General features: G+C 64.9%; 6 protein-coding genes. 5 read left to right on the top strand and 1 reads right to left on the bottom strand.

Going from position 1 to position 9410, the window contains the following annotated elements; genetic code table 11:
* Nucleotides 1-80: 80 nt before the first annotated feature.
* Complete coding sequence (locus tag QQL87_RS37175; RefSeq protein ID WP_284424085.1) at nt 81-542, bottom strand: Lrp/AsnC family transcriptional regulator; 462 nt, start codon at nt 540-542, stop codon at nt 81-83.
* 155 nt (nt 543-697) lie between these two features.
* Here QQL87_RS37175 and QQL87_RS37170 point away from each other — a divergent pair, with 155 nt between their 5' ends.
* From QQL87_RS37170 to QQL87_RS37150, 5 genes are all read left to right on the top strand, one after another.
* The gene (locus QQL87_RS37170) at nt 698-3067 is read left to right on the top strand and encodes a thiamine pyrophosphate-binding protein (protein ID WP_284424086.1); all 2370 of its coding nucleotides are present in this window, start codon (nt 698-700) and stop codon (nt 3065-3067) included.
* Nucleotides 3068-3593: 526 nt separating this feature from the next.
* Complete coding sequence (locus QQL87_RS37165) at nt 3594-4988, top strand: HlyD family secretion protein (protein ID WP_284424087.1); 1395 nt, start codon at nt 3594-3596, stop codon at nt 4986-4988.
* Between the two features lie 209 nt (nt 4989-5197).
* The gene (locus QQL87_RS37160) at nt 5198-5455 is read left to right on the top strand and encodes a hypothetical protein (protein WP_284424088.1); all 258 of its coding nucleotides are present in this window, start codon (nt 5198-5200) and stop codon (nt 5453-5455) included.
* 54 nt (nt 5456-5509) lie between these two features.
* Nucleotides 5510-7699 (top strand): peptidase domain-containing ABC transporter, encoded by a 2190-nt coding sequence (locus QQL87_RS37155; protein WP_284424089.1) that lies wholly within the window; start codon nt 5510-5512, stop codon nt 7697-7699.
* A 201-nt stretch (nt 7700-7900) separates the two neighbouring features.
* A complete protein-coding gene (locus tag QQL87_RS37150; protein WP_284424090.1) occupies nt 7901-9331 on the top strand; it encodes an aldehyde dehydrogenase family protein in 1431 nt (476 codons plus the stop codon).
* Nucleotides 9332-9410: the final 79 nt, after the last annotated feature.

Below are 9410 nucleotides of genomic sequence, written 5' to 3'. Positions count from 1 at the left end.
CTGATTCTTCGCCGCAAGTCTATTTTAGCGCCTATGGGCGTTCGCCGGGACGACAGCTGAGATTGCTGAGGCAGCTGGCCTCACACCGGCAGCGCGATCGAATACTTCACCTGGCTCAGTGCGAAGCTGCTCTCGATCGAGGCGATGCCGTCGAGGCGGGTCAGCTTGCTCTTCAAAAACGCTTCATAGGAGGAGAGATCGGCGGCGACGACGCGCAGCAAATAGTCGCGATTGCCCGTCATCAGATAGCACTCGAGCACCTCGGGCCAGGCGGAGATCGCCTTTTCGAAGCGCTTGAGGTCCTCCTCCTTCTGCCGCGCCAGCTTGATGGAGATGAAGACGGAGACGTGCAGCCCGAGCGCCTTCTGGTCGACGGTCGCGAGATAGCGGGTGATGACGCCGCGCTCTTCCAGCAGCTTGACGCGGCGGTGGCACGGCGAGACCGAAAGCCCGACCTTGTCGGCGAGCTCCTGCATGGTGATGCGGCCGTCGGCCTGGAGATGGCCGAGGATCTTGCGGTCGATGCTGTCGAGGTCGGGCATTGGGATCAAATCGCTGGAATTGAGTTCAGGTTGGGAAAATATCCCAACAATCGGCGTCTGTGCGCGAAAAATTGAGAATTATGGCCGGCCGGGCGGGACTAAAATCGGCGAATCCAACCAAACCCTTTACAAAACCCCCCTCGGGAGCGCGCGCCATGGCTATGCCATCAGCACCGTCAGACCGTCTCGACATCCTGAACGCGCTGGCCCGCAAGGCGCTGTGGCTGTCATCCTGGACCATCCATCACGCCAACCACATCCGGCCGAACATCGATGGTCTGAAGGTCGGCGGCCACCAGGCCTCCTCGGCCTCGCTCGCGACCATCATGTCGGCGTTGTACTTCTCGGTGCTGCGTCCTGAGGACCGCGTCGCGGTGAAGCCGCATGCCAGCCCCGTGTTCCACGCCATCCAGTATCTGTTCGGGCGGCAGACCCGTGAGAAGCTGGAGAATTTCCGCGGCTTCAAGGGTGCGCAGTCCTATCCGTCGCGCACCAAGGACGTCGACGACGTCGACTTCTCGACCGGCTCGGTCGGCCTCGGCGTGGCGCAGACGCTGTTCTCCTCGCTGGTGCAGGACTACGTCAAGGCGCATGGCTGGATGAAGGACCGCCGCGAGGGCCGCATGATCGCCCTCGTCGGCGACGCCGAGATGGACGAGGGCAACATCTTCGAGGCGCTGGCCGAGGGCTGGAAGCACGGCCTGCGCAACACCTGGTGGATCGTCGACTACAACCGCCAGAGCCTGGATGCCGTGGTGCGCGAGGGCTTGTGGGAGAAGTTCGAGACCATGTTCCGCAATTTCGGCTGGGACGTGGTGATCGTGAAATACGGCCGGCTGATGCGCGAGGCCTTCGCCGAGCCCGGCGGCGAGTCGCTCAGGCGCTGGATCGACAATTGCCCGAACGCGCTCTATGCGGCGCTGTGCTTCCAGGGCGGCGCGGCCTTCCGCAAGCACATCCAGGACGACATCGGCGATCAGGGCGATTTGACGCGGCTGCTCGACAGACGCAGCGACGACGAGTTGCTGGCGCTGATGAGCAATCTCGGCGGCCACGACATGGCGAGCATGCTGGAGGCGTTCGAATCCATCGATCACGACCGTCCGGTGTGCTTCATCGCCTACACGATCAAGGGCGTCGGCCTGCCGTTCCAGGGCCACAAGGACAACCACGCCGGCCTGATGACGGTCGCGCAGATGGAAAAGTACCGCGCCCAGCAGAACATCCGCCCCGGCCATGAGTGGGACAAGTTCGAAGGCCTGACGCAGGACCCGGCCAGGCTGGAGGCGTTTCTCGCCGCCGTGCCGTTCAATCGCGATGGCCGCAGGCTCGACGATGCTGTGCTCGACGTGCCGGAGCGGCTGACCTTCACCGCCGCGGCGCAGATGTCGACCCAGCAGGGCTTTGGCCTTGTTCTCAACGATCTCGCGCGCAGCGACACCGCGATGGCCTCGCGCATCGTGACGTCGTCGCCGGACGTGACCGTCTCGACCAATCTCGGCGCCTGGGTCAACCGCCGCGGCCTGTTCGCGCGCGCCGAGAAGGCCGACCTGTTCCGCAGCGAAAAGATTCCGTCGACCTTCAACTGGGCGGCCTCGCCGAAGGGCCAGCACATCGAGCTCGGCATCGCCGAGATGAACCTGTTCATCATGGCCTCCGCGCTCGGCCTGTCGCATTCGATCAATGGCGCGCGGCTGCTGCCGATCGTCACGCTCTATGATCCCTTCATCGAGCGCGGCCTCGATGCGCTGAACTACGCCTGCTATCAGGATGCGCGGTTCATGGTGGCGGCAACGCCGTCGGGCGTGACGTTGGCGCCGGAGGGCGGCGCGCATCAGTCGATTGCGACACCGCTGATCGGCATGGCGCAGGACGGGCTGTCGTCGTTCGAGCCGGCCTTCGTCGACGAACTCGCCGCGATCATGAAATGGGGTTTTGCGCACATGCAAGCCGCGAGCGGCGAGGGCGGTTCGCTGTATCTGCGGCTGTCGACGCGCACGATCGACCAGCCGCAGCGGATCATGACATCAGAGCTGGAGTCCGACATCGCCGCCGGCGCCTATTGGCTGCGCAAGCCGGGGCCGAATGCGGAGGTCATCGTCGCTTATACCGGCGCGGTCGCGCCGGAGGCGATCGAGGCGACCGGGCTGATCGGCGAGTCCCGGCGTGACGTCGGCCTGCTCGCCATCACCTCTGCCGACCGGCTGCATGCGGGATGGACGGCGGCGCGCAGCCTGCGGCGGCATCGCCGCGGCGTGCAGAACCTCAGCCACATCGAGCAGCTGCTGGCGCCACTGCCGCGCGACTGCGGCATCGTCACCGTGATCGACGGCCATCCGGCGACGCTCGGCTGGCTCGGCTCGGTGCGCGGCCATCGCGTCGAGGCGCTGGGGGTGGAGAAGTTCGGCCAGACTGGCACGATCGACGATCTCTACCGCCACAACGGCATGGACGCGAACGCGATCATCGACGCCGCCGAGAGCCTCACCGGCGCCCCGGTGCGGCATCGGAAGATGGCGGTGTGAGGGAAGGGGCCCAAAAACAGCTGCGCCGTCTCCCCCACCTGGATGAAGGAGACGGCGTCGCAACTTGGAGCAAAAGGGTGAGGTGCTTAAAAAACTACGCGGAAAAAACTGACCAAAGTCATTCGTTCTGAAATGTTGTCCAGCGTCCTTTCGAGATGCCGGGCTGTCTATGAAGGAGAGACTAGCCGGCTTGGCCGGGCCGCGCTGTGAAGCAGTTCACACACGCCAAATAAATCTGCGGGACTGGGAATTCTGCCATTCGGAATGATCCACTTCATCATATTGCTGCGATGCAACAGCAGCGGCGGCCGTATGCAGCGGCGGCCTGGCTTGCGCCTATCGAACGCATTGTTCTGTCCCGGTGCGGCTCTTGCTGAATCATGGCGGGATGGTGGCGGCGCCGGCAGCGCTCGGTGTGGCGCGAAAGCGACGTCCAGCCGGCTTTGCGTCGACATGGGCTGGACGTGTAGTTCCATCGTCCCTAGTTTCGCGGCATGAGCTGGTCGTCGTCGAGTTGTTGCGTCCGATGCTGAATCTGAAGACGGTGAGACGCAATGTCGAGACGAAGATCGCGCATGTAGCGCGGCGCCGAAGTGCGGCGACCAGCCCCATCGCTCCCGTGGAGGCGCAGTCTCGGCCCGCAACGGCCCTGCCGCAGTTGCGCAGCGACATGTATCGCGAGGTCATCAGCGCGCCGCCGCCGCTGCTGGTTCGATCCGGCGCCGTCGTCACCGCGATCGCTCTCGCCACGCTGCTGGCCGTCGCGAGCGTCGTGCCCTATCCCTCCGTCGTCGGTGGACGCGCGCATGTGGTCTCCGCCGATCTGCCGGTGACGCTGCTGAGCCGCGGCAACGGCAAGCTTGCCTTGCTCAAGGTGAGAGAGGGCGACCAGGTCGCGCGCGACGACATACTGGCGGTGCTCGACGACGGCAGCGACATACGCCAGCTGCTCCAGCTCGAGCAGTGGCTCGTGAATCTCCCGGCGGATCTGTCCGGGGATGTCGCGCTGCCAGCACCGCCGGCGGTGACCCCGGCACGGCTCGGCAGCGCCGCCGCGCCGCTGCTGTCCGTGGTGCAGGCGCTCGGCAATCTCAGGACCTTTCGCGCCTCCACCGAGACGTCCGATCAGGTTGCACAGCTGCGCCAGGTCGTGGCGGCCTACCGGCAGCTGGTCGGACAGTTCGCAGACAAGGAGAACGCCGCCGAGGCTTCGCTGAAGGCTGATCAGCGCATGCAGGCGGGACGCGAGACGCTGATCGCCAAGGGGCTTGCCGCGCCGGCCTATCTCGACCGGTTCGAGTCAGGAAAGCAGTCGCAGCGCGACCGCGTGGCGGAGGCGCGCATCGCCACTGCCCGCCATCTCGCGACCATCGCCTCGACCGAGCGCGAGATCAGCGCGCTGCTCGCCGCTCATCGCGACCGCGATGCCGAGATGGTGGCGCGGCTGTCGAGTGCGTTGCGCGATCTACGCGGAGTGATGCAGGACTGGGATCATGTCAACGTCATCCGCGCGCCGCTGACTGGGCGCGTACGCCTGTTCGGTCTGTGGTCCGAGGCGCAGAACATCCGCTCCGGTGATACGTTCGCGATCGTGGAGCCTCTACATTCGACACCCTCGGCGTTTGCGTTCGTTCCTGAAGCGGGGTTCGGCAAAGTCAGGCTCGGCCAGAAGGTGGTGATCCGCCTCGATGCCTATCCGCGGCTCGAATTCGGTCAGCTCGAGGCCCGCGTGAGCGCGATCAGCGCGGTCGCGATCGACGGCAAGTACAGAGTGCTGCTCGATCTCCCGAACGGGCTGACGCTGTCGAGCGGCAAGACGGTGCAGTTCGCGCAGAACATGGATGGGGACGCGCGCATCGAGGTGAACAATCTGCGGCTGATCCAGCAGGTCTTCGCGCACCTCGCCGCGTGGACCGAATAGAACATTCGTTCGCTACGTAGTTGATTGCGTCGTTTGTAACGTGATCGCGCGACAACAGATGAACATGAAAATGCGACGGCTGTGGAGATTGCGCGTTGCCGGGATGGACATGCATGCCATCATTCATAGGGCCGGCATTTGGGGATAGGGGGCCGGTCGACCAAGCAACCGCGGCACCAGCGTCGCATAGCAGGAAAGGCATCACATTCATGCAGACCGATCTCGCGCAGGGACAGGCTCGCAAGCTCTCGGATGACGAGCTTCGGCAGATCACCGGCGGCAATGTCGCGCTCGCGACCGGCCTCAGCGCCATCTTCTCCGGCTTCAATGCCGTGCTCAGGGCCGTGGAAGGCCTGGTTGTCAAGGCCTCGCACAACAATCCAAAGGTCGTCTCCGGCATCAATACGTTCAACCAGATCACGACGGGCGTCGAGAACGTCGCCGTCGGCGTCGCCCAGATCATCTGATCGCGTTCGCCGGGCCGTCGTCGTTCTGACGGCCCGGCGTTCGGCGTGCGTCGCATGGCCGCGTTTCCGCACTATCAGCAACCTGATGCCACGAGCTGCGGGCCGACCTGCCTGCGCATCATCGCGCGACATTACGGCAAGCTGATCCCGCAGGCGGAAGCCGAGGAGATCGTGCACAAGGGTCGGCAGGGCGCCGATCTGTTGTCGATCTGCAAGGCGGCCGAGGAGATCGGTTTCCGCACGCTGCCGGTGAGCTGCGATCTCGTCGCGCTGATCGAGCAGAACCGCTTTCCGTTCCTGGTGCATTGGAATCAAAACCACTTCGTCGTCGTCCACCGCATCAGCGGGGACCGCGTCTACGTCTCGGACCCTGCGGCGCCGGGGCTGATCGATCATTCCTTCACCGACTTCCACCAGGCGTGGGCGACCCACATCGAGAACGATCGGCCAGTCGGCGTCGCTGTCTTCTTCGAGCCGACGCCCGCCCTGCGCGACTGGCATTCGTCGAGCAGCCAACCCTCCACACCGTGGCGGCACCTCCTGAACTATGCGCTCGCGCACCGCGAGCTCGTGGTTCAGCTCATGATCGGCACCGGCGTCGGATGCGCGCTCGCCTTCATCGCGCCGTTCCTCACCCAGTCGCTTGTCGACCAGGGCATCGAGCGCGGGGATATGTCGCTGGTCACGGTGCTGGTCGTGGCCCAGGTGTGCCTGATGCTCGGGCAGAACGCGATCGCGCTCATTCGCGGCTGGCTGATGCTGTATCTGTCGTCGCGGATCAGCATCGCCATGATCGCTGACTTCCTGCAGACGATCCTCAATCTGCCGATGAGCTTCTTCGATTTGCGCACGACAGGCGACGTGATGCAGCGGCTCAACGACAACCATCGCATCGAGGGCTTCCTCACCTCGGGTGTGCTGGAGGCGGCGTTCTCGCTGCTGACGCTGATCGTCTATGCCATCGTTATCACAACCTACAGCTGGGCCATTCTGCTGATCTTTCTGGGCGGTGCCGTGCTGAACTTGGCCTACGTCACCCGCTTTCTCGCAAGCCGCCGCCGTATCGATCATCAACGCTTCAGCGAGGCGGCGCAGGCGCTGGCGAGCGAGATGGAACTGGTGCAGGCGGTGGCCGAGATCAAGGCGACTGGCGCGCAGACCCAGAAGCGCTGGGCGTGGGAGCAAGTTCAGGTCCGGCTGTTCAAGGTCCAGCTCGCGGCGATGAAGCTGCAGCAGTTCCAGCAGGCCGGGTCAGCGCTGATCTCGTCGAGCACCTCGATCGGTGCCAATGCATTCGCCGCCTATGCCGTCATTCGCGGCGATCTCACGCTCGGCGCCATGATGGCCCTGACCGCCATGCTCGGACAGATGAGCGCTTCGCTGGACCATCTGGTGCTCCTGGTGCAGCGCGCTCAGGATGCCGTATTGAGCCTCAGGCGGATCACCGAGGTTCAGGCAGCCGAGCCCGAGGATCGCGCCGACCGGGTTTACGCGCCGGTGCCGAGCGGCGACATCGTGCTCGAGGATGTGTCGTTTCGCTACGGCAATCCCAACATGCCGCCCGTGCTGGACCGGATCTCGCTCGTCATTCCGGACGGCGGAACGACGGCGATCGTCGGAGCCAGCGGCAGCGGCAAGACGACGCTGCTGAAGCTGCTGCTCAAGTTCTACGAGCCGGAAGCCGGTGAGATCAGGGTCGGCGATACGCCGCTCAGCCAAGTCCGGGCGCGTGACTGGCGCGACATCTGTGGTACGGTCATGCAGGACGGCGCCGTCTTCGCGGACACGATTGCGCGCAATATCGCGCTGACGGAGGAGCGCATCGATCGCGGCAGGCTGCTATGGGCGGCCGACGTCGCCAACGCGCGGAGCTTCATCGAGCGACTGCCGACCGGCTACAACACCAGGATCGGTGAAAACGGGCTTGGTCTGTCGGGCGGCCAGGTGCAGCGGCTGCTGATCGCGCGCGCGATCTACCGGCGCCCGCAGCTGTTGCTGCTCGACGAGGCGACATCGGCGTTGGACGCCAGTGCGGAAGCGACGGTGTCAGCGAATTTCGCGCGGCTGACGGAAGGATTGACCAAGGTGATCATTGCCCACCGTCTGAGCACGGTCCGCAATGCGGATCAGATCGTGGTGCTGGATCGCGGTCGGATCGTGGAAATGGGCACGCACCGACAGCTCGCCGCGGGCCGCGGTCTCTACTTCAACCTGGTGCGCAACCAACTCGAGATCGGCGCCTGATCTGCCCTGATTGTGCAGTGCAAACGGTCGATCCGGTCGCACGCGGGCTGACTTGCGCGCGAGGCGTCGATGATCCTATATCCGCCCGAATGCAACCCCGGTCCCCGCATGTGGCGGGTTCATCCCGCGGATCGTTCGTGCCAGGATGCCGGCCCGCGCGCTGCCGCCCCTCCATATGCTTCCACGTGAAGAGGTTTTCCGATGGTCAATCGCCTGCAATTTTACATCGACGGCGCCTGGGTCGATCCGGTCGTCAAGAAGTCCACCCCGGTCGTCAATCCGGCGACTGAAGAGGCGATGTATGAGGTTGCGCTGGGCTCCAAGGCCGATGTCGACAAGGCCGTCGCGGCCGCCAAGCGCGCCTTCGAGACCTTCTCGCAGACCTCACGCGAGGAGCGTGTCGCGCTGCTCGAGAAGATCATCGCCATCTACAAGGGCCGCATGAAGGAGATCGGCGCCGCCGTCTCCGACGAGATGGGCGCGCCGTTGCCGATGGCGGAAAAGCTGCAGGCCGGCGCCGGCCTCGGCCATCTGATGTCGACGCTCGACGTGCTGAAGAAGTACGAGTTCGAGGAGACGCTGCCGGCGTCCGTCGTGGTGCGCGAGCCGGTCGGGGTGGTCGGCATGATCACGCCCTGGAACTGGCCGCTCAACCAGATCGCCTGCAAGGTCGCGCCCGCGCTCGCAGCCGGCTGCACCATGATCCTGAAGCCGTCGGAATTCACCCCGACCTCGGCGCTAATCTTCGCCGAGATCCTGCATGAAGCCGGCGTGCCGAAGGGCGTGTTCAACCTGATCAACGGCCTCGGGCCGGAGGTCGGCGCCGCCATGAGCGAGCATCCGGACATCGACATGATCTCGTTCACCGGCTCGACCCGCGCTGGCATCGACGTCGCCAAGCGCGCTGCCCCCACTGTGAAGCGCGTCAGCCAGGAGCTCGGCGGCAAGTCGCCGAACGTGATCCTGGAAGGGGCCGACCTCACCAAGGCGGTGACCGGCGGCGTCATGCACATGTTCAACAACTCCGGCCAGTCCTGCAACGCGCCGTCGCGCATGATCGTGCCGGCCGCGCGGATGAAGGAAGTGGCTGCGATCGCCAAGGGCGTTGCCGACAAGACCAAGGCCGGCGATCCGCGCGGCGAGGGCACCACGATCGGCCCGGTCGTCAATCGCGGCCAGTGGGACAAGATCCAGGCGCTGATCAACAAGGGCATCGAGGAGGGCGCGACCCTCGTCGCCGGCGGTCCTGGCCTGCCCGAGGGCGTCAACAAGGGCTTCTACGTGCGCCCGACCATCTTTGCCGACGTCAAGCCAGACATGACGATCTCGCGCGAGGAGATTTTTGGTCCGGTGCTGGTGATCATCGGCGCGAGCGACGAATCCGAGGCGGTGAGAATCGCCAACGACACGCCCTATGGTCTGGCCGGCTACGTCTCGGCCCCGACGATCGAGAAGGCCCGCGAGGTCGGCCGCAAGATCCGCGCCGGCAACGTCAATCTCCAGGGCGTGCCGAACGACCGCACTGCGCCGTTCGGCGGCTACAAGCAGTCCGGCAACGGCCGCGAATGGGGCAAGTTCGGTCTAGAGGAGTATCTCGAGGTCAAGGCGGTCGCGGGCTACAACGCGGCCTGAGTTGGCTGCTGCAGATACGATGTTGTCCCGGCGAACGCCCATAGGCGCTAAAATAGACTTGCGGCGAAGAATCAGTTGT

This window comes from Bradyrhizobium sp. SSBR45G (assembly GCF_030159255.1).
Taxonomy (GTDB): Bacteria; Pseudomonadota; Alphaproteobacteria; order Rhizobiales; family Xanthobacteraceae; genus Bradyrhizobium.
Note: the sequence above shows the minus strand (reverse complement) of the source record. Positions and strands in the feature narration are given on the sequence as shown.

Bases quoted from the DNA above. Each gene is read 5' to 3' on its own strand.
- QQL87_RS37160 (WP_284424088.1), top strand. From the start codon at position 5,198: ATGCAGACCGATCTCGCGCAGGGACAGGCTCGCAAGCTCTCGGATGAC.
- QQL87_RS37165 (WP_284424087.1), top strand. From the start codon at position 3,594: ATGCTGAATCTGAAGACGGTGAGACGCAATGTCGAGACGAAGATCGCG.
- QQL87_RS37170 (WP_284424086.1), top strand. From the start codon at position 698: ATGGCTATGCCATCAGCACCGTCAGACCGTCTCGACATCCTGAACGCG.
- QQL87_RS37155 (WP_284424089.1), top strand. From the start codon at position 5,510: ATGGCCGCGTTTCCGCACTATCAGCAACCTGATGCCACGAGCTGCGGG.
- QQL87_RS37150 (WP_284424090.1), top strand. From the start codon at position 7,901: ATGGTCAATCGCCTGCAATTTTACATCGACGGCGCCTGGGTCGATCCG.
- QQL87_RS37175 (WP_284424085.1), bottom strand. From the start codon at position 542: ATGCCCGACCTCGACAGCATCGACCGCAAGATCCTCGGCCATCTCCAG.